This is a genomic window from Aeromonas sp. R7-1 (assembly GCF_040908115.1).
Lineage (GTDB): Bacteria > Pseudomonadota > Gammaproteobacteria > Enterobacterales > Aeromonadaceae > Aeromonas > Aeromonas caviae.
Genome location: NZ_JBFODD010000013.1, coordinates 53,791 through 71,713 on the forward strand (window position 1 = coordinate 53,791; position 17,923 = coordinate 71,713).

18 protein-coding genes are annotated in these 17,923 nt (G+C 65.2%); 10 read left to right on the plus strand and 8 right to left on the minus strand.

Annotated features, from left to right (window positions below):
- Positions 1-25 precede the first annotated feature (25 nt).
- From AB5Y51_RS01720 to AB5Y51_RS01730, 3 genes are all read left to right on the plus strand, one after another.
- Positions 26-1,399: a PLP-dependent aminotransferase family protein gene (locus AB5Y51_RS01720; RefSeq protein ID WP_200164802.1), complete on the plus strand. Its 1,374-nt coding sequence runs from the start codon at positions 26-28 to the stop codon at positions 1,397-1,399.
- A gap of 29 nt (positions 1,400-1,428) precedes the next feature.
- Positions 1,429-1,893, plus strand: coding sequence for a hypothetical protein (locus AB5Y51_RS01725; RefSeq protein WP_041211035.1), 465 nt, complete (start codon positions 1,429-1,431; stop codon positions 1,891-1,893).
- Between the two features lie 142 nt (positions 1,894-2,035).
- Positions 2,036-3,673 carry a hypothetical protein gene (locus AB5Y51_RS01730; protein ID WP_323923521.1) on the plus strand — a complete coding sequence of 546 codons (1,638 nt, stop codon included), beginning with the start codon at positions 2,036-2,038 and terminating at the stop codon, positions 3,671-3,673.
- 36 nt (positions 3,674-3,709) lie between these two features.
- Here AB5Y51_RS01730 and AB5Y51_RS01735 read toward each other — a convergent pair whose 3' ends face one another.
- The 3 genes from AB5Y51_RS01735 to AB5Y51_RS01745 all read right to left on the minus strand — a co-directional run bounded on the left by AB5Y51_RS01735 (position 3,710) and on the right by AB5Y51_RS01745 (position 7,798).
- Positions 3,710-5,023: a sodium-dependent transporter gene (locus tag AB5Y51_RS01735; RefSeq protein ID WP_010672901.1), complete on the minus strand. Its 1,314-nt coding sequence runs from the start codon at positions 5,021-5,023 to the stop codon at positions 3,710-3,712.
- Positions 5,024-5,435: 412 nt separating this feature from the next.
- Positions 5,436-6,749, minus strand: coding sequence for a sodium-dependent transporter (locus AB5Y51_RS01740; protein WP_042015790.1), 1,314 nt, complete (start codon positions 6,747-6,749; stop codon positions 5,436-5,438).
- A 209-nt stretch (positions 6,750-6,958) separates the two neighbouring features.
- Positions 6,959-7,798, minus strand: a complete 840-nt coding sequence (locus AB5Y51_RS01745; RefSeq protein ID WP_010672899.1) for an isopenicillin N synthase family oxygenase — start codon at positions 7,796-7,798, stop codon at positions 6,959-6,961.
- A 200-nt stretch (positions 7,799-7,998) separates the two neighbouring features.
- Between AB5Y51_RS01745 and AB5Y51_RS01750 the strand changes: the two genes are divergently transcribed.
- Positions 7,999-8,562, plus strand: a complete 564-nt coding sequence (locus tag AB5Y51_RS01750; protein WP_010672898.1) for a DUF2799 domain-containing protein — start codon at positions 7,999-8,001, stop codon at positions 8,560-8,562.
- A 54-nt stretch (positions 8,563-8,616) separates the two neighbouring features.
- Here the strand turns inward: AB5Y51_RS01750 and AB5Y51_RS01755 are convergent, their stop codons facing one another.
- Both AB5Y51_RS01755 and AB5Y51_RS01760 read right to left on the minus strand, forming a co-directional pair.
- On the minus strand, positions 8,617-9,438 hold the full coding sequence (locus AB5Y51_RS01755) for a Cof-type HAD-IIB family hydrolase (protein WP_368177959.1): 822 nt from the start codon (positions 9,436-9,438) through the stop codon (positions 8,617-8,619).
- Between the two features lie 235 nt (positions 9,439-9,673).
- The gene (locus AB5Y51_RS01760; RefSeq protein WP_368177960.1) at positions 9,674-10,912 is read right to left on the minus strand and encodes an MFS transporter; all 1,239 of its coding nucleotides are present in this window, start codon (positions 10,910-10,912) and stop codon (positions 9,674-9,676) included.
- Positions 10,913-11,060: 148 nt separating this feature from the next.
- Here AB5Y51_RS01760 and AB5Y51_RS01765 point away from each other — a divergent pair, with 148 nt between their 5' ends.
- A complete protein-coding gene (locus AB5Y51_RS01765) occupies positions 11,061-11,684 on the plus strand; it encodes a metalloregulator ArsR/SmtB family transcription factor (RefSeq protein ID WP_323882363.1) in 624 nt (207 codons plus the stop codon).
- A 309-nt stretch (positions 11,685-11,993) separates the two neighbouring features.
- Positions 11,994-12,470 (plus strand): Lrp/AsnC family transcriptional regulator, encoded by a 477-nt coding sequence (locus tag AB5Y51_RS01770; protein WP_010672894.1) that lies wholly within the window; start codon positions 11,994-11,996, stop codon positions 12,468-12,470.
- Between the two features lie 135 nt (positions 12,471-12,605).
- On the opposite strand, the gene AB5Y51_RS01775 is transcribed toward AB5Y51_RS01770, so the two are convergent.
- The 3 genes from AB5Y51_RS01775 to AB5Y51_RS01785 form a co-directional block, all read right to left on the minus strand.
- A complete protein-coding gene (locus tag AB5Y51_RS01775; protein ID WP_041211026.1) occupies positions 12,606-12,923 on the minus strand; it encodes a hypothetical protein in 318 nt (105 codons plus the stop codon).
- Between the two features lie 148 nt (positions 12,924-13,071).
- The gene (locus AB5Y51_RS01780) at positions 13,072-13,302 is read right to left on the minus strand and encodes a hypothetical protein (RefSeq protein ID WP_029313696.1); all 231 of its coding nucleotides are present in this window, start codon (positions 13,300-13,302) and stop codon (positions 13,072-13,074) included.
- 35 nt (positions 13,303-13,337) lie between these two features.
- Positions 13,338-13,763, minus strand: coding sequence for a MarR family winged helix-turn-helix transcriptional regulator (locus AB5Y51_RS01785; protein ID WP_029313694.1), 426 nt, complete (start codon positions 13,761-13,763; stop codon positions 13,338-13,340).
- Between the two features lie 176 nt (positions 13,764-13,939).
- Between AB5Y51_RS01785 and AB5Y51_RS01790 the strand changes: the two genes are divergently transcribed.
- From AB5Y51_RS01790 to AB5Y51_RS01805, 4 genes are all read left to right on the plus strand, one after another.
- Entirely contained in the window at positions 13,940-14,944 is a 1,005-nt protein-coding gene (locus tag AB5Y51_RS01790; RefSeq protein WP_323882362.1) for an NADP-dependent oxidoreductase, read from the plus strand.
- Between the two features lie 178 nt (positions 14,945-15,122).
- Positions 15,123-15,563, plus strand: a complete 441-nt coding sequence (locus AB5Y51_RS01795; RefSeq protein WP_048206916.1) for an NUDIX hydrolase — start codon at positions 15,123-15,125, stop codon at positions 15,561-15,563.
- Between the two features lie 181 nt (positions 15,564-15,744).
- Positions 15,745-16,887, plus strand: coding sequence for a chromate efflux transporter (gene chrA / locus AB5Y51_RS01800; RefSeq protein WP_323882361.1), 1,143 nt, complete (start codon positions 15,745-15,747; stop codon positions 16,885-16,887).
- Positions 16,888-17,024: 137 nt separating this feature from the next.
- Positions 17,025-17,894 carry a GyrI-like domain-containing protein gene (locus AB5Y51_RS01805; protein ID WP_041214532.1) on the plus strand — a complete coding sequence of 290 codons (870 nt, stop codon included), beginning with the start codon at positions 17,025-17,027 and terminating at the stop codon, positions 17,892-17,894.
- Positions 17,895-17,923: the final 29 nt, after the last annotated feature.

Here is a 17,923-nt window from a genome sequence, read left to right on the forward strand (position 1 = left end):
TTGGATCAATGGATTTATTGTCACCATGACAATCTGGACGCCCGACCTCACCCCTTTCGAGGGGCCTCTCTACCTCAAACTGGTCAAGGCCATCGAGCAGGCCATCGCCACCGGCATCCTCTCACCCGAGACCCGGCTGCCGACCCACAGGGCCCTGGCAGACAAGCTGGGGGTCACCGTGGGCACCGTCACCCGCGCCTACACCGAGGCGGAGCGACGGGGCCTGCTGGCGGCCCGGGTCGGGCACGGCACCTGGGTCAGGGGAGCGGCGGATCCCGCCAACGAATGGGTGATCCGCAATGAAGACAGCCAGCGCATCGAGCTGTGGCAGAACCTCCCGGTCCAGCTGGACAGGGGCGCCATCATCCGGCCCCTGCTCACCGAGCTGGCGCAGGGGGATCTCAACGGCCTGCTCGGTTATGACAAGGAGGCCGGACGCCCCGCACAGCGCCAGCTGTTCGTCGACTGGCTCGCCGAGCAGGGCATCACGGCGAGCGAAGATCGCCTGCTGTTCAGCCATGGTGCCCAGCACGGCATCATGCTGGCCCTGCTGGCCACCGGCTGCGTGGGAGAGACCCTGTTTTGCGAGGGACTGAGCTACCCCGGCATGCTGGGCAATGCACGCCAGCTCAAGAATCAGGTGGTGGGACTGGCGATGGATGAGGAGGGGCTGCTGCCAGAGGCGCTGGATGCCGCGTGCCGTACCCGCCGGGCCAAGCTGCTCTACCTCACCCCCACCCTGCAAAACCCCACCACGGCCACCATGAGCCTGGCGCGGCGCGACGCCATCGTCGCCATCGCCCGTCGCCACGATCTGCTGATCGTCGAGGACGACGTCAACGGCCTGCTGCCCGAAAGTGCGCTCCCTCCCCTGGTCAACCTGGCACCGGAGCGGGTCATCTACCTCGGCAGTCTCGCCAAGATCGCCTGCGGCGGCCTGCGGGTCGGCTTCGTGTTGTCCCCTCCCGCCCTTCGCAACGGCTTCGCCCAGGCGATGCGGCTGTCGAGCTGGATGGTGAGTCCGCTGCTCATCGAGCTGGCCTGCAAGCTGGTGAGCCAGCGCCAGATCATGCCGCTCATCGAACACCAGCGAAAAATCCTGGCGCGCCGGGGTGAGCTCCTGCGCCACCTGCTGCCGGGAGCGCGCTGGCAGGCGGGGTCCATGCACGCCTGGCTGCCACTGCCCGAGCCCTGGCGCAGCCAGGAGTTTGCGGAGGCCGCCAACGCCCTTGACGTGGGGGTCGCCAGCGGAGAACACTTCGCCGCCGGCCAGTTTGCCGCCCCGCAGGGAGTACGCCTCAGCCTGAGCCAGCCCGCCACCGACGCCCGCGTCGCCGAAGGGCTGGAGCGCCTCGCCGGGCTGCTGAGGGGCACGCCGCCCACCAATCCCCTGCTATAGTCATTGACCCTGGCACCCGAGGAGCCTTCATGTCTGCCGTCCGTCCCGCCCTGCTGATCGCGACCCTGCTGCTGGGAGGCTGCGCCTCCCCGGCCCATCAACAGCTTGGCGCCGCCCTGAGCGGACTGGAGGGGGAGCTGACGCGGCTGGAGGAGGAGTTGGCAGCCATGAACGGCCTTCACTATCAAAAAGCCATCGACGCCCCGGTGGCGCTGCGCCGCTATCTCAAGGCCCCCGCACCGACGGCGGAGGGGCTGGTGCCCGTGCAGAGCCGGCTGCAAGATGGCCCTCTGCTGCGCTACGACTACCGGCTGCCCGCCGGGATGACGCAGCTGCCCACCGACAACCCCTGCCTGCGCTACGAGTTCGAGCTGCGCCGCCTCGGGCGCCTGGGCCAGCTCGAGCTCGCCTGGCAGGGAGAGTCGGGAGCCGGGGAGCTGCGTGTCCCGCAGCGGGACTGCCCCTTCTCGGCCAGGGGGCCCGGCCTTCAGTGACGCTTTCTTTGTCCCGCCCGAGGCCGGTACTGAGCCATCCCTGACCCAGGTGGGGTATTGACCCCCTCTGGCTCTCGCGGGAGAGTGGAGGCTACCTTTGAATCCAACCTCGCCACCCCCGACCGGCGAAGGAGCGTCAAAGATGCAGATCCTCCTCATCGAAGACGATGCCATGATGGGCTCGACCCTCACCCAGGGACTGAGTGATCTGGGGCTGCCCCCCACCGAGCTGTTCCACTGCAAAGAGATTGCAAGCCTGCCCGCCCTGCTGCGCCAGCACGCCTTCGATGCCATTCTTTGCCGCCAGTATCACCACCAGGCCCATGAAGGAGTCAGGCTGCTGCATGAAGCACACCACCTGGGCCTGCTCGCGCCCGGCTGCGTGCTCCTGCTGCTGGAGCAGGACGAGGACACCGGCCAGTTCCCCCCCTCCGACCTCTATTTCGCCCTGCGTCTGGCCGTGCCCTTCACCACGGAGCAGCTGGCGCACAGCCTGCAAGCGCTGCTGGCACTGACCACGGTGACCCGCCCCCTGGCCACCCCCATGGCGCTCAGGGAGTGGCGCAGCGCCTGCGCCCAGTGCGAGGATCTGCTTTACCGGCACGCCAGCCACAAGGGGTTGGAAGCACAGATGGACAGGGTAAAGGGCTACATGCTGCTGCAAGCCGGGGAACGGGTGCAGGCCGCCCAGCACTACGCCATCTGCACCACGGAGCACGATGCCTGGTGGCCACGCCAGGGGCTGAACCAGGCCCTGCTAGGGCTGAACCGGGTGGAGAGTGCCCACAAGGATCTGGCCCGCAACCGGGAGCGACTGCCCCCCGTCATCCATCAGGCGCTGGTTCTCGCCTGTCAACTGCACGAGGCGCAGTGGGATCCTGCCTGGGAAACCTTGTCAGGCTTGCTGCAACGCTGCCCCTGGCAGCCGCAGTGGCGCCAGGTGGCCATTTTGCTGGCCTTGCTGCGAAGGGATGAAGGTCAGGTGCTGGCGCAGGCCACCGATTTCATCCTGCGCTACTTCCCCAAACAGACGTTTCGCCACTCCGTCGAACGCTGCCTGCTGGATGCGACCCTGGCGGTGCTCTGGCATCCACCGGGAGAGGCCAGAGTTCATGGGCTGCAGCAGGCCCTGGAGGAGCTCGGTCAGCAGGCCGTGACCCTGCGTGCCCACGAGGAGGGGCTGCTGCGCGCCCTGATGCTGGGTCTGGATTATCGATTCGATGACGCCTTGATGCTGCTGGCCAAGCACCCGCCGGAGGCGGCGCGGGACAATCACCTCAACCAGTTGCTCGGGGTGGCCGTCAGCCAGTTCTGCGGGCTTCCCCACCATGCCCAGCGTTATCTGGCCCAGCTCGGCCAGTATCAGGGGCCGGTGGCACAGACCCCGCTGCTGCAGGGGCTCATTTTGCAGGTGGTCGACGATCTGGCGCGGCAACTGGCGCAGCGGGAGCAGCAGCTGACCCAGCTGCGCGAGGAGCGGCAACGGGCCATGACCACGGGTCAGTTCCAGCTCGCCGTGCAGAGCGCACTGACCCTGCAGGAGCGATTCCCGGCCCAGGCGGGGGATGCCTGGCAACTGCTGGTATTGCTGACCCAGTGCTGGCCCGCCGGCATGGCGGCCCCGGCGGTGGCCCGCCTGGTGGACAGGCTGGAGCAGCGTCTCAACCACAGTGCCGCCTTCCTGGAACACCATGGGAACGCCTATCGGGAGACCTTGCAACAGGTGAGATCCCACCTGGCCCCCAAACTGCCGCCCCTCGGTCCCCACCAGGGCCTATAGCCATCCAGGGCGGTGCATGCCGCCCTGGCTGGTGCGTTACAACAAGCCCCGCACCAGGATCCCCGCGATCAGCAGGGGGGCGACCAGCCGCCAGCACCAGAGCAGCGCACCACGCATCAGCGGCGAGAGATCCGCAGGCACAATACTGTCCCCCAGCTTCCAGCCAAGCAGCAGGGTCAGCACCAGACCGAACAGGGGCATCATCAGGTTGGAGGTGAGGTAATCCAGCAGATCGAACAGGGTCTTGCCAAACAGGGTGTAGTCCGCCCAGGGGCCGAACGACAGACTGACCGGAATGCCGCAGGCCATGATGAGCAGGGTCAGCACCCGGCAGGCATTGCGGCGCGACCAGCCCCACTCCTCGGTGGTGAAGCGCACCAGGTGCTCCAGCATGGAGATGGAGGAGGAGAGCGCCGCCACCAGCAGCAGCAGGAAGAAGATCACCGCCAGCCCCTGACCGAACGGCAGGTGGTTGAACACCGCCGGCATGGTCATGAAGGTGAGGCCGGGGCCGGCGGCAGGATCGATGCCGGTGGAGGCCAGCACAGGGAAGATCATCAGCCCCGCCAGCACCGAGATGCAGCTCGCCAGGGTGACCACCCAGACCCCGGAGCGCAGCGCCCCGTCACTGCTCGGCAGGTAGGCGCCATAGGTGGTGTGTACCCCGAGGCCAATGGAGAGGGAGAAGAACGCCAGCCCCAGGGCGTCGAGCACCCCTTGCCCCGTCAGGTGGGAGAAGTCGGGCATCAGGAACTGGCGTACCCCGGCCATGGCCCCCGGCATGGAGAGCCCGGTCACCACCAGGAGCAGCATCATCACGAACAGGGCCGGCATCATCCAGCGCAGCGCCCGCTCCACCCCCTGTTGCAGCCCTCCCTGCACGAACCACCAGGTGAGCCCGGCGAAGACGAGATGGGTGAGGACCGGCCAGAGGGGATCGCTCACATAACCGGTGAAGAGTGCGGTGAGGGTGCTCGCCTCACTCAGGTTGAGCTCGCCGCCCACGGCCAGGGCCGCATAGCCCACGGTCCAGCCCCCCACCACGCTGTAGAAGCTGTAGATGAAGAAGCCACACAGGATCCCCATGTAACCCATCCAGCGCCAGTTCGGCCCCACCAGCTTGTGGAAGGCGCCGAGCACGCCGCGCTGGCTGCGGCTGCCGAGCAGGGTCTCCCCCACCAGCACCGCGACCCCCAGGGTGAAGCTGAAGAGCAGGAACACCAGCAGGAAGGCACCGCCCCCGTTGGTGGCTGTCACATAGGGAAACTTCCAGATGGCGCCAAGGCCGATCGCCGAGCCGGCGGCCGCCAGCACATGACCAATACGGGAAGACCACTGAACCTGGCTCATACAACCTCCGGGCAAGACAACATCAGTTCGATACTCCATGGCTAGACGCGGTGTGCGCCGCAACAAAAAAGGCCGCCTGAGGGCGACCTTTGCAATGAACAGTCAGACAAACGACACCTGCAAGGTCACCTCTCCAGGAAGGGGCTAAATCGGCCACAGAGAGCGATAAGGGGTGACATGGGAGGGCGACGCCTGCACGGTAAAAAGGAGCCACAGCCTAAACCATGGCAAGAGAAGTTGACAGGAAATAGTCTAAAACAGAACCAAAAACAGATTTAATCAAAATAAAATACCGAAATTACAGGCGGTTGCTCTGTTTAATTTCAATTAACAGATTTTTATAAAGAGTCAATCCTGCCACCCCACTCCCCGGCCAGCCCGGCCGGGGAGTGGCACAGATGACCAACCCTCCCTACACCAGGCCGCGCACCAGAATGCCGCCAATGAGCAGGGGAGCCAGCCAGCGCCAGCAGCCCATCAGCAGGGCCCGCCAGTGGGGAGCCAGCCCTTCGGGCAGCGCCTGGCGACCGAGCCGCCAGCCCAGCAGCAGCGTCAGGGCCAGCCCGAACAGGGGCATCATCAGGTTGGAGGTGATGAAGTCCAGCAACTCGAAGATGTTCTTGCCAAACAGGGTCAGGGTGGCCCAGGGACCGAACGACAGGCTCACCGGGATGCCACCCGCCATCACCAGGGCAATGACCAGGTTGCACGCCGCGCGGCGGGACCAGCCCAGGCTCTCGCACAGGAAGCACTGCAAATGCTCCAGCAGGGAGATGGAGGAGGAGAGCGCCGCCACCACCAGCAGGGAGAAGAACACCACCGCCAGCCCCTGGCCGAAGGGCAGTTGCTGGAACACCGCTGGCATGGTCATGAAGGTGAGGCCCGGGCCCGAGGCCGGGTCAATACCGGTCGCCGCCAGTACCGGGAAGATCATCAGGCCCGCCAGCACGGCGATGACGCTCGCCAGCAGCACCACCCAGAGGCTGGAGCGACCGACCCCTTCGCTGGAAGGCAGGTAGGCGCCATAGGTGGTGTGGATGCCAAGGCCGATGGAGAGGGAGAAAAAGGCCAGCCCCATGGCGTCCAGCACACCCGACATGCCGAGCTTGCTGAAATCGGGCATCAGGAAGTGGCGCACCCCGGCCATGGCGCCCGGCAGGGTGAGGCCGAAGGCCACCAGCAGCAGGATCATGATGAAGAGGGCCGGCATCATCCAGCGCAGGGTGCGCTCCACCCCTTGTTGAACACCGCCCCGCACGAACCACCAGGTCAAGCCGGCAAACAGCAGGTGGGTCAGCACCGGCCAGAGCGGATCACCGACGTAGTCGTTGAAACGGGCGGTCAGTGCCGCGCCGTCCCCCTGTTGCAGCTCCCCCGCCAGGGCCATGCCCGTGTACCCCAGGGTCCAGCCGCCCACCACGCTGTAGAAACAGAAGATGAGCAGGCTGCACAGCAAGCCCATGGCACCGACCCAGCGCCAGCGCCTGCCCATCAGTTCACCAAAGGCACCCACCACCCCGCGCCGGGTCAGGCTGCCGATCAGGGTCTCCCCCATCAGCACCGCCACCCCCAGGGTGAAGCTGAACAACAGAAAGACCAGCAGGAAGGCGCCGCCACCGTTGGCGGCGGTGACATAGGGGAACTTCCAGATGGCGCCGAGACCGACCGCGGAACCTGCGGCGGCCAGGATGTAACCGAGCCGGGATGACCATTGGGACTGCTTCATAAGAACTCCACGCGAAAGGCCTGCCAGCGAGGCCCGAAATGGCGCTCAGAGTACGCCCGCGGGCGCGCAATCACTCGGCGTATATCCGATATAAAACTCAGTTTTTAGCATCATTAACCAATAAAATTCGGATAACCCACCAATCGTGCCACAAAATAAAAACCGGAGCGGGGATGCTCCGGTTTGTTGTCTGCCTGGGTCTGGCGGGATTAGATGACCCCCAGCTCCCGCAACCGCTCCATCAGATAGCTGTGGGCGGTGTGACGCTCCGAGAGCACCACGTCCGGACGGGGGTGCAGGAAGAGCGGCAAGGAGATGCGGGACTTGGCGGCACTGCCCCCGGTCGGGTTGATGACCCTGTGGGTGGTGGAGGGGTAGTAGCCGCGGGAGGCCTCCTGCAGCATGTCGCCGATGTTGATGATGAGGGTGCCGAAATCGCAGGGCACGTCCATCCACTCCCCGTCTGAACCTTTCACCTGCAGGCCCGGCTCGTTGGAGGCGGGCAGAATGGTCAGCAGGTTGATGTCTTCATGGGCGGCGGCGCGGATGGCGCCCGGCTCCTCGGTGCCGTCGAAGGGCGGGTAGTGCAGCACCCGCAGCAGGGTCTTGTGGCTCTCTTCGATCATGGAGGAGAGCGGGCAGCTGTAGTGGGCGGCGATGTCGCCCGGGGTGTGCTGCTCCACCCAGCCCAGCAGCTCGGCGGCCAGATCGTTGGCGAGGCGGTAGTACTCCATCGCCTGCTCTTTCAGCTCTGCCGGCATCTGGCCCCAGGGATAGATGTGGAAGTACTCCTTGATGTCCTTCTGGCTGTGGCCCTTGGCCACCTCGGACACCGAGGGCGGGAAGTAGCCGTCCTGGGTCTCGCGATTGAACAGGAAATCCTGCTTCTGTTCGCTCATGAAGAAGCGATACCAGTTGTCATAGATGGACTGCACCAGCTCCTTCGGGATGGGGTGGTGAGTCAGCACTCCGAAGCCGGTGGTGCGCAGGGATTCGGTGAAGCGCTCGGCCGCATCGGGGGAGCGATAATCGACGGTCAGGACTTTCATTGTTTTTATGTTACATGCCAGTTAAAAGTAGGCGCAGTTTACCCTGCCTCCCCCGGCAAGAAAAGGCTGCCGGAAGCCCGTCTACAACGGCTTGAAAATACTGATAAAAACATCATGATACGGCCCCCTCGCCCGGAGCTTGTCCCGGACGGGCCTCCTCTTCTAGAATGCCCCACCCCCTTTGCTGTCGGAGCCCCCTCATGTCCCCCAAGATCCTGTTGTTGACCCTTCCCTTCCTGCTCGCCGGGTGCAGTTCCCTCTCGGAGGAGGAGTGCCGTGCCATGAGCTGGTACAACCAGGGCTATCAGGACGGGGAGCAGGGCAAGACCCGGAGCGCCACCCGCGACTATCAGAAGACCTGCGGGGAGTACGGCCTCAAGGTGGATGAGGCGGAGTGGCAGCGCGGCTACGCCAAGGGGCTGGAGCTCTATTGCATCCCCGAGCTTGCCTACAGCAAGGGACGGGAGGGGAGCGAATACCTGGGGGTCTGCCCCAACGACACCAGCTTCCTCACCCAGTTCGAGCGCGGCCGCAAGGAGTACCTGCTGGAGCAGCGCCTCGGCGAATTGCAGCAGGAGCTGGAGCGCACCGAGCGGAGCATCCACCAGCTGGATCAGCAGATCCGGGGCGAGAGCGACAGCCGCCAGCGCGACTACTACCGTGCCCAACGCGAGCGCGCCATCCGTCACTACGAAGGGGTATACCGGGACTACAACCGGCTGCGCTTCCCGGATCGGGTGATCCAGTTCTCCTTCGGGAGCTGACAAAAAGGGGCCGACATGGCCCCTTTCTGTTTATGCCGCAGACTGTTTTTCCCCTCAGGCGGGCAGGACCCAGCGCTGCAACGCCAAGGCGATGCCATCCTCGTTGTGATCCGCGGTGACCCGGTCTGCATGGGCCTGGATCTGGGGCGCCGCATTGCCCATGGCCACCGCCAGCCCCACCTGCTCGAACATGCTGATGTCGTTGTTGTTGTCGCCAAAGGCCACCAGGTTCTCCATGGCGATCCCCTCGCTCGCCGCCCATTGGGCCAGCCGGTTGCCCTTGCTGCAACCGGGCTGCACCAGCTCCACCGCATAGGGGGCCGCCCAGTCACGGGTGAAGGGCAGTCTCTCCACCACCTCCCCGACGAAACGGTGCAACCGGCCGGGGTCCTGGTTGAACAACTCCAGTTTCCAGATGGGGGACTGCAACCAGGACTCGATATCCTCGGCGGGCAGCAGGGAGACCTTGAGGTGATCCGGCTGGGTTGCCGACCAGCGCCGCATCCGGCCCACGTGCTCCTCGCAGCCCAGGTAGCCGATGCCGTCCCCCAGGTGGAACAGCGCCCCCATCTGCTGGGCTTGCACCTCCTCCAGCAGGGTGGAGAGAGGCGCCACGGCCAGGGGATCCCCGGCGAGGATCCTCTCCTGCACCGGATCATAGAGGTAGGCACCGTTGCTGCAGATGATGGGGGTGTCGAGGGCCAGCTCGTGGTGGAAGGGACGGGCCGTCATGAAGTGGCGACCCGTCACCAGCAGCACCTTGATGTCGTGGGCCCGGGCCTGGGCCAGGGCCGCCCGGGTAGCGGACGAGATCTTGTGATCCCGGTTCAACAGGGTACCGTCCATGTCCAATGCAATGGCCTGATAACGACTCATATCACCTCCAGGAATGTCGAGACGGGTGCGGCGCCATCCCCTCCCGTTGCCAATGTCATGACGACACATCTCACCGCCGGGAATGCGGACTGGGCATCGCAAGGCCCATGATGGGAGACGCGCTCGCCGGGGGGCGGGAACAGCGGAGCAAAGAGCCATACCGTCCCAGACTCGGCGCCGCGATGCAAGTCCGGCCCGTCATCCCGTCGCCGAACTGTGATCCCCGCGCCCTTCGTCAGCCCGCCTCGGCGCACCCGGCCACGGCGTTTCGCCTGTCCGCCCGTCTGCGCAATCCGTAGAAACCGAGGGCACAGATCACGCCGCAGAGGCCAGCCAGGTAGAAGGGCCACTCGGTCCCCGCCAGCAGCACCAGACTGCCCAGCACCACCGCCAGGATCTCGCTGCCCACCGCCAGACCGCGGTAGAGCCCCATCGCCTGCCCTTGCTGGCTGGCATGGCTGCGGTTGGAGACCGCCACCGAGGTGGCCAGCTCCCCCAGACTCATGCCGATGCCGGCCGGGATGAAGGTGAGCGCGAGCCCCCACCACTGGGTCGGCAGGATGAACATCAGCATGCCCGCCGCCATCACCAGGTGGCCGACGATGCCAAGGGAGCTGCCGCGCCAGTGCCGTGCCAGCTGCTCACCGATCCAGGAGCCCAGCATCATGGGCACGCTCACCAGCACGGCGGCTTGGGCCAGTTGCACCGGATCCCATGCCAGCCGCTCCACCAGCCAGACATTGAAGTAGGTGAAGTAGAGCTGCACCGCCCCGTAGCTTGCCAGGGTCAGGACAAAGTAGGGCAGGAGACGAGGTTGCAGCAGCAGTTGGCGGGTCGAGAGAGGAACCTCATCCCGGGTCGCCGGCACCGGGGGACGATTGGGCAGCAGCCAGAGCACCAGCAGCAGGTTGATCACCGTCATCCCCACCGCCAGCCAGGCCGCCAGGCTGTAATCCCCCGAGACCACGGCCGCATAGCCTCCGATCATGGGGCCCACCACCCAGCCCAGGTTCATGCCGATGTTGATGCGGGCGAAGTTGCGTGCCTTGGTCCTGGCCGTGCTCATGTCCGCCGCCATCGCCTGCACGATGGCGATGTCGCCGTTGAAGAAGCCCTCCACCACCCGGCTCAGCAGCAAGAGCGGCAGGGAACGCCAGGCGATGCCGAGGGCCATCAGCACATACCCCGCCAGCACCCCCACCAGACAGAGTGTCAGCACCGGCTTGCGCCCATGGCGATCGGAAAGGCGGCCAAGCAAGGGGGCCCCCAGCAGTTGAAACAACGGATAGAGCCCCATGATGACGCCAAGCCACACCTTGCGGCTCCAGTCCGACGCCTGTGGCGTCAACATGCCCTGGGCCGGATCCAGCAGCAGCGGCGCCAGGACGGGGGAAGGCAGGCTGAACCCCGCCACCGCCAGCGTCACCGTCATCACCAATACCCAGAGGGTCGCCTGTCCCTTGATCCCTTCCATCTTCGCCTCATTAAATAAAGTTATCGGTTTATTTATATTGTGAGGGGTCGTCCATTAAGTAAAGCAGATTATTGATTTAAATCGCCCTGCTACCCATAATGACCTCATCCAGGCGGTCACCGCACCGATACCCACCACCGGAGCCCCCATGAACGCCAGTACCGACAAGATCCTCTATCTGCTGAAAACCCGCGGCCCCCAGAGCGCCGCCGAACTCGGCGACCAGTTGCAGATGACGTCCATGGGGGCGCGCCAGCACCTGATGGCCCTGGAGTCCGAGGGCTGGGTGGGGTTTAGCGACGAGGCCCGCGGCCGCGGTCGCCCGGTGCGCCTGTGGCACCTCACCGACCAGGCCTGGCAACGCTTCCCCGACACCCATGGCGATCTGACCCTGCAGCTGATCGACGACATCCGGCAGGTGTTTGGCGACGCGGGCTTGGAGCAGCTCATCGCGCGGCGGGAACAGCAGATGCAGGCACGCTATGAATCCAGGCTGACCCAGCCGGCGCTGGCAGACAGGCTGATGACGCTCAAGGCGCTGCGCACCCAGGAGGGGTATATGGCAGACATGTCGCAGGAGGAGGACGGCAGCTGGCTGTGGTGGGAGAGTCACTGCCCCATCTGCAGTGCGGCCAGGGCCTGTCGGGGCTTTTGCCGCAGCGAGCTGGCGCTGTTTCGCCGGTTGCTGGCGCCGGCAGAGGTGGAGCGGGAGCAGTATCTGCTGGAGGGGGACAGCCGCTGCCTCTATCGCATCCGGCCGCCCCGCCCCTGAGCGGGCGGAACGCAAAAACAACAAAGCAGGCGCCGGGATGCCTGCTTTGTTGCCTTCGGGGAGGGGGTGCTCTCGTTCCAGCCCGTTGTTTCCCGATAAGGTCGAACGGCTGATGGGGCTCTTGACCCGGTAAGGTCCTTCACCACAGGTACCTGGTCGGGCGCCTGTCTTGCCACCGGAAGATGTAACCATGGTACTCCCCGCGATGCGGTGAGTGGTTGTGAAGTAGCAGGTATTTTCAGTTGTTTTTGCAATAGTTCACCCTTAATCTAGGAAAAGTGGATTAGTAATTGCGAAGAGGTACGGAGAATGCTGAAACTTGATCGTATAGACAGGCATATTCTGGAGCTGATGCAGGAAAATGGCCGCATCAGCAACCTGGAGCTGGCCGAGCTGGTCGGGCTCTCCCCCTCCCCCTGCTCGCGCCGGGTCAAGGCGCTGGAGGATGCCGGTCTCATCGATACCCATGTCACCCTGCTCAATGCCCGCCAGCTGGGGCTGACCCTCACCGCCTACATTCACATCTCCATGGACAGACACACTCCGGAGCGGTTCGAGAACTTCGATCGCGCCGTCAAGGACCTGCCCGAAGTGCTGGAATGCGACCTCATCACCGGCAACGATGCGGATTACCAGCTCAAGGTGGTGGTGCGGGACATGGAGCACTACCAGCACTTCCTGCTGGACAAACTGACCCACATCTCCGGCGTGACCGGGGTGCGTTCGAGCTTCGTGCTGCGCCGCATCAAACACAAGACCGCCCTGCCCCTCAACCACCTGGGCTGACAACCCACCCCGCATCCGGGGAGCACCAAAAGCAAGAGGAGGCCCGGGCCTCCTCTTCTTGTCTCTGCTATCAAGGGCATTCGCGGTCAACACAGCCCCCGGGCGCCATCGCGCCGCCAGGTGGCGAACGCCTCGTCATGCCTCGACCTGGCTGACGTCCTGCACCTGCAGCAACCAGCCGCTCTGCTCCTGCAGGGGTTCGCCGCGCAGCCGCAGCCGCTCACCGGTCGACACCCACTGCCCTTTGGGCAGAGAGATTTCCAGGCTCTCGCTGCCGTTGTCGAACACCCAGCGATCGGCGCCCAACGACTCCATCAAGTACCCTTCCATCTCCACTCTGGACTCGGCCTGCCAGGAGGGGGAGGCGGTATCACGGCTCTCGATGAAATCCCCCTGAACACCAAAGCTGGCCAGCCCCCACAGAATGGAGAGCCCGACGATGGATGATTGCATCTCTCTCTCCTGTTGGTTTGCTACCTTGAGGGCCAGTATGGGAAGAGAAAAATGAGTGCACCATGAACAAGGTGCCAAAGTGCTGGCAAGATCGCGAAAAAAACCGGCCCCATGGCCGGTCATGTCATTTTATGTCGTACAGGTCACACTACTTGGCCGCTTCTTCTGCCATCCGTGCAGCCCTTGGTTTATTTGTCCACATGGCCACCCCGCGGTGATCCGCACAGATCCCCTCGTCGGTGACCGCCCGCACCCGGACCCCGTCCTTGCAGATGGCCTGCCAGGCATCGGCATCGTCGATCTGCAACTCGGAACGGGGATAGGAGGTATCGGCGCAGGCGCACAGCAGGATGGCAAACAGAGGAAGCAGGGATTGCATGGGTTTCATCGGGTCACTCCTGACGGGAAAAGGGATCAGCGCCCCAGCTGCGCCGCCACGCGATCGCAAAGCTGCTTGAGCTGGGCCAACTCAGCATCGGCCAGATCCACCTGATTGCGCAAGCTGTCCGCCAGACAGCACTCCCTGACCTCCTGCTGCAACTGGCGTCCCGCCTCGGTCAGGCTGATGCACTTTTGCCGCTCATCCTCGTGGGAGACGGTGCGGGTCAGCCACCCCTTGCTCTCCAGCCGCTTGACGATGGGGGTCAGGGTGCCCGCATCCAGTCCGGTCTCCTGCCCTATCTCCTTGAGGCTGACCTCGTCCCGGGCCCAGAGCGAAAGCATCACCAGGTACTGGGTATAGGTGAGATCCAGCTTGTCCAGCAGCGGCCGATAGGCACGCATCACCGCATTGGAGGCGCTGTAGAGGGCAAAACAGACCTGCTTTTTCAATTCGCTCATGGAGGACCTCGCTGACGACAAGGGGGGCAGTATACCCCATCAACTTCGGGGCTGAATAGTTTGCACACAAAACAGTTGCCAGCCCCCGCGTTCAGGACTACCCTGATTTTAGTTTGCACACAAACAAAAATACCAGGCCGCCGCCCGACGCGCGGCCCCACTGCCGGAGAATGCCCATGAATGCCATCAGCCATCAAATCCAACTGCTGCGTCGCCCCACCGGTCTCCCCACCCTGGAGGACTTCGCCCTCCGGGACGTGCCCCTGCCCGCCCTGCAGGAGGGAGAGGTACAGGTCGCCAACCAGTGGCTGTCGGTGGACCCCTACATGCGCGGCCGCATGAGCGAGGCAAAAAGCTACGTTCCCCCCTTCCCCCTCAACGGTCCCCTCGACGGCGGCGCCATCGGCACGGTACAGGCATCGCGCCATCCCGATTTCAAGGTGGGGGACAAGGTGAGCAGCATGCTGGGCTGGCGGGATGCCTTCGTGGCAAACGCCGCCCAGCTCACCCGCCTGCCCGACACCACCCTGCCGCCCCAGCGCTTCCTCGGCGCCCTCGGCATGCCGGGCATGACCGCCTGGGCGGGCCTGCACAAGGTGGCACACCTGAAGGCCGGTGAAACCCTGCTGGTCTCGGCGGCCTCCGGAGCGGTCGGCACCATGGCGGTCCAGCTCGCCAAGCAGGCGGGGGCCAGGGTCATCGGCTCCACCGGCTCGGCCGACAAGGTCGCCTACCTCAAGACCCTGGGTGCCGATGCGGTGATCAACTACCGGGAGACCCCGGATCTCGACGCCGAGCTGGCCCGCCTCGCCCCCGAAGGCATCCACGTCTACTTCGAGAACGTGGGGGGCGCCATGCTGGATGCCGCCCTCAACCACCTGGTGGTGCACGGGCGCATCGTGCTGTGCGGCCTCATCGAGCAGTACAACAGCAACGGCCAGGCCAGCGGCCCGCGCAACCTCTCCCAGGTGATCCGCAAGCGCATCCTCATGCAGGGGCTGCTGGTCTCCGATCACTGGCAACACTACGGGGAGTTCCTGGCCGAGGCCATGCCGGCCTTCGAAGCGGGCACCCTCCAGGCCGAGGAGACCGTCAGCGAGGGGCTGGCCAGCATGCCGCAAGCCTTTATCGGACTGTTCCATGGCCGCAATACCGGCAAGATGCTGGTCAGACTGCCCTGATCCGGGGGCATTTCCCATCTATTTAACAGATAGAATGTCGCCAGACCCATCCGTTTAAGCGATGGAAAATCGGCATCCGATCGCCCTTGAACAGGCGGCTTGCACAACGGGCCCATCCCCCCTAAGGTGGGCCCGTTTTCCCTGGCGCACCCCGCCGTCTCAGCAAGGAGCCTCCCCTATGTCTACCCCCTATCCCCGCGTCGGTGTCGGCGTCATTCTCATCAATGGCCAGGGCCAGGTACTGCTTGGCAAGCGCAAGGGCAGCCATGCCCCCTACTGGTCCATCGCAGGTGGTCATCTGGAATTGGGGGAAACCTTCGAGTCGGCAGCCATCCGGGAGGTGGCGGAGGAGACCGGCTTCGTCATCCGCCAGCCTCGCGTCATCGCCGTCACCAACAACCTGGAGACCTGGCGCGAGAGCGGCCTGCACTACATCTCGGTCACCCTGCTGGCAGAGGTGGACGGGGAGCCGCAACTGCTGGAGCCGGAAAAATGCGAGGGCTGGATCTGGTGCGACCCGCACACTCTGCCCGAGCCTCACTTCGATGCCAGTCGCCAGTCCATCGCCTGCTGGCTGGCGGGACAATGCTACCTGCCCCAGGCACAACCGGCCCCCTGACCCTCACCGGCAGGCTGCCGCGCGTCACCCCGGTACCTCTCGTCTGCTGGCGGAGGCGACCCGCCCCCCCGCCAGCCCCTGTTGATGGCAGGCAGCGCGGGAGGGCGTACCGTCACCAAACTGTCACTTTTTTGTCATATTATCCGGGCCAGGATGATGACGAGGAGGGGAAGAGGGGAAGATGGGACAGGTATTCATGCAGTTCTTGTGGCTGGGATGCATCAGTGTTGGCGGGCCGGCCGCCCATATCGGCTATTTTCAGCGCACCTTTGTCCAGCGGCTGGGCTGGCTGAACCAGGCGGAGTTCGCCCAGTTGCTGGCCCTGTGCCAACTGCTGCCGGGTCCGGCCTCCAGCCAGCTCGGCTTTGCCATCGGCCGCCACCGCGCCGGCATCGGCGGCGCCCTGGCCGCCTTCGTCGGCTTTACCCTCCCCTCCTTCCTGCTGTTGCTGGCGGCCGCCGTCGGTCTGGGTCAGCTTGCGGGCAACCTCTGGCTGGACGCCGCCCTGCACGGCCTCAAGCTGCTGGCGCTCGTCGTGGTGGCGGATGCCGTGCTCACCATGAGCCGCCAGTTCTGCAAGACGGCGCTGCAACAGGGGGTCATGGTGGCCACCGCCGCCGCCCTCTGGTGCGCCCCCGGGCTTCTGACCCAGGTCGCCATGCTGCTCGGCGCGGCCCTGCTCTGTGCCTTGCGCGAGCCGCACCCGGGGAGTCAGGGCCTCGCGTCCACTCCTGCTCGCCAGCCTCACTGGCCGACCCTGCTGCTGTTCGCCCTGCTGTTCGTCGGCCTGCCCCTGGTGGCGAGCGGCCCCGTCAGCCAGTTGCTGGCCGACTTTTACCGGGCAGGCAGCCTGGTGTTTGGCGGTGGTCACGTGGTGCTGCCCCTGTTGCAGGAGAGCCTGGGTCACAGCCTCAGCGAGCAGCAGTTCCTGACCGGCTACGGCCTGGCCCAGCTGGTACCCGGCCCCATGTTCACCCTGGCCACCTACCTGGGCGCCGTGCTGCTGCCCGCCACTCCCCTCATCGGGGCGCTGCTGGCGACCCTGGCGCTCTTCCTGCCGGGATTCTTGCTGCTCTGGGCGCTGGGCCCCTGCTGGCAGCACTGGCTGGCTCGCCCCCGTCTGGCGGGGGCCGTGGCCGGCATCAACGCCGCCGTGGTGGGGCTGCTGCTGGCGGCCCTCTATCAGCCGGTGTGGCAGAGCGCCGTGCTCTCCCCCACCGATCTGGCGCTGGCCGCCGTCGGCTTCTACCTGCTGCGGGTGCCACGGCTCCCCGTGCTGCCCCTCGCCGCCCTGCTGACGGGGGCAGCCCTGTTGTTGGCCTGACGAACCCGCGACAAGTCAGGCAGCGCCCGCCGGGCTGTCGGTCATGGCTCTTTTCACCGAAGGGAGGCAAAGAGAGCAAGATCCGTCAGGACAGCGCGGACCCGTTGGCCGATAGTGGGCAGCACAGAGGAGAGACCATGGATCACAACCAGACAGAGGCCTACCGCCGACGCTTTCAAACGGTGACAGAGCACATCGAGCGCCATCTCGACGACGACCTGTCGCTGGAGCGGCTCAGCGCCGTGGCGCACTTTTCGCCCTTTCACTTTCATCGGCAATTTGCCGCTTACTGCGGCGTGCCGCTGGGGCGTTACATCCAGCTGCTGCGGCTGAAGCAGGCCTCTTACCGGTTGGCATTCGCGCCTCTGGACAAGGTGACTGATATCGCCCTCGATGCCGGCTTCCAGCATGGCGAATCTTTCAGTCGCGCCTTCAAGCAGACGTTCGGCCTGACGCCCAGCCAGTTCAGGCAGCACCCGGACTGGGCCAACTGGCATCGCTGCCTGCCACGGCCCCCCACAAAGAGGATTGACCCCATGCGAGTCGACATCATCCAGTTCCCGCAGACCGCCGTCGCCGCCCTGACCCATCAGGGCCTGCCCGAGCGCATCAACGACACCGCGGCGCGCTTCATCCAGTGGCGCAAGGCCACGGGCGGCTCCCCGGTCGCCACCAGCCGGACCTATGGTCTGGCGCCGGACGACCCCGCCACGACGGAGGGTGCGGCGTTTCGCTTTACCCTCTGTGGCAGCGTCGAGTCCCCCGTCGCCGAGGACAATGAGTGGGGCGTGAAGAATGCCCTCATCCCGGCCGGGCGCTGCGCCGTGGTACGCCACCACGGCTCCCACGACCTCCTGGCCGACTGTGCCCGGGCGCTCTACCGCGACTGGCTGCCCGCCAGCGGCGAAGAGCTGCGGGATTTTCCGCTCTTCTTCCACTACCACAACTTTGTACACGAGGTGCCCACCCATGAGCTGGTCACCGACATCTACCTGCCGCTGGCATAGCCCGGCACCTGACAGGGGGAGATAAAAAA

What these genes read in the sequence shown, in the direction of transcription:
- AB5Y51_RS01720 (WP_200164802.1), top strand. Translation starts at nt 26, where the DNA reads ATGACAATCTGGACGCCCGACCTCACCCCTTTCGAGGGGCCTCTCTAC.
- AB5Y51_RS01725 (WP_041211035.1), top strand. Translation starts at nt 1,429, where the DNA reads ATGTCTGCCGTCCGTCCCGCCCTGCTGATCGCGACCCTGCTGCTGGGA.
- AB5Y51_RS01730 (WP_323923521.1), top strand. Translation starts at nt 2,036, where the DNA reads ATGCAGATCCTCCTCATCGAAGACGATGCCATGATGGGCTCGACCCTC.
- AB5Y51_RS01735 (WP_010672901.1), bottom strand. Translation starts at nt 5,023, where the DNA reads ATGAGCCAGGTTCAGTGGTCTTCCCGTATTGGTCATGTGCTGGCGGCC.
- AB5Y51_RS01740 (WP_042015790.1), bottom strand. Translation starts at nt 6,749, where the DNA reads ATGAAGCAGTCCCAATGGTCATCCCGGCTCGGTTACATCCTGGCCGCC.
- AB5Y51_RS01745 (WP_010672899.1), bottom strand. Translation starts at nt 7,798, where the DNA reads ATGAAAGTCCTGACCGTCGATTATCGCTCCCCCGATGCGGCCGAGCGC.
- AB5Y51_RS01750 (WP_010672898.1), top strand. Translation starts at nt 7,999, where the DNA reads ATGTCCCCCAAGATCCTGTTGTTGACCCTTCCCTTCCTGCTCGCCGGG.
- AB5Y51_RS01755 (WP_368177959.1), bottom strand. Translation starts at nt 9,438, where the DNA reads ATGAGTCGTTATCAGGCCATTGCATTGGACATGGACGGTACCCTGTTG.
- AB5Y51_RS01760 (WP_368177960.1), bottom strand. Translation starts at nt 10,912, where the DNA reads ATGGAAGGGATCAAGGGACAGGCGACCCTCTGGGTATTGGTGATGACG.
- AB5Y51_RS01765 (WP_323882363.1), top strand. Translation starts at nt 11,061, where the DNA reads ATGAACGCCAGTACCGACAAGATCCTCTATCTGCTGAAAACCCGCGGC.
- AB5Y51_RS01770 (WP_010672894.1), top strand. Translation starts at nt 11,994, where the DNA reads ATGCTGAAACTTGATCGTATAGACAGGCATATTCTGGAGCTGATGCAG.
- AB5Y51_RS01775 (WP_041211026.1), bottom strand. Translation starts at nt 12,923, where the DNA reads ATGCAATCATCCATCGTCGGGCTCTCCATTCTGTGGGGGCTGGCCAGC.
- AB5Y51_RS01780 (WP_029313696.1), bottom strand. Translation starts at nt 13,302, where the DNA reads ATGCAATCCCTGCTTCCTCTGTTTGCCATCCTGCTGTGCGCCTGCGCC.
- AB5Y51_RS01785 (WP_029313694.1), bottom strand. Translation starts at nt 13,763, where the DNA reads ATGAGCGAATTGAAAAAGCAGGTCTGTTTTGCCCTCTACAGCGCCTCC.
- AB5Y51_RS01790 (WP_323882362.1), top strand. Translation starts at nt 13,940, where the DNA reads ATGAATGCCATCAGCCATCAAATCCAACTGCTGCGTCGCCCCACCGGT.
- AB5Y51_RS01795 (WP_048206916.1), top strand. Translation starts at nt 15,123, where the DNA reads ATGTCTACCCCCTATCCCCGCGTCGGTGTCGGCGTCATTCTCATCAAT.
- chrA (WP_323882361.1), top strand. Translation starts at nt 15,745, where the DNA reads ATGGGACAGGTATTCATGCAGTTCTTGTGGCTGGGATGCATCAGTGTT.
- AB5Y51_RS01805 (WP_041214532.1), top strand. Translation starts at nt 17,025, where the DNA reads ATGGATCACAACCAGACAGAGGCCTACCGCCGACGCTTTCAAACGGTG.